This window comes from Polaromonas sp. P1_G2, assembly GCF_056405515.1.
In genome coordinates this window covers 1-504 of the sequence record NZ_JBFUBY010000936.1, presented here as the reverse complement: position 1 = coordinate 504, position 504 = coordinate 1, and the positions used below count along the sequence as shown (strand labels likewise).

Genomic DNA, 504 nt, shown 5'->3' with positions numbered 1-504 from the left:
ACTTGTGCGCAGCCATAGCCGCGTCGATCACTATGCGACGTTCTGCGCACGACTTTCCTGGTTTTTGGCCTTGCGGTGATAGTAATTGAAGACAATGGCGCGGCCGACCTGCATCGGCGTGCTCGGTCTCCGCTTCGCCTCCGTGTCGGCGGTCGAAATGACCTCTCCATCGTCACCTCGAGATGATATGACCGGCGCCGCGCTCTCTCCAGTGCCGGCCCGCTGCCATATCCGATCTTTTATTCTCAACAGCGGAGAGATGAACGCACCGAAGACTGTGTTGAATTGCTGCAAGTCGGCGTCGCTATACCCCGATATCCCGTAAATTATTTCCTCGCCTCTTGCCGGCTTGTAACCCGTGTTGAACATCCAGTCGAAGATCGACAGGTTGTTGCCGAAATTCTTGTCCCAATGCTGCTCCAGCTTGCTGTGATGCACCTGGTGCATGTGAGGGCTGATAAGGATCGTGTCGAGCCAGCCGAAGCCAAGCGGAATGTGGGAATG

General features: G+C 56.0%; 1 protein-coding gene. It reads right to left on the bottom strand.

Annotated features, from left to right (window positions below):
* Window positions 1–30: 30 nt before the first annotated feature.
* On the bottom strand, window positions 31–504 hold a 474-nt coding region (locus AC1D0P_RS28420), incomplete at its 5' end, for a sterol desaturase family protein (RefSeq protein ID WP_477679792.1).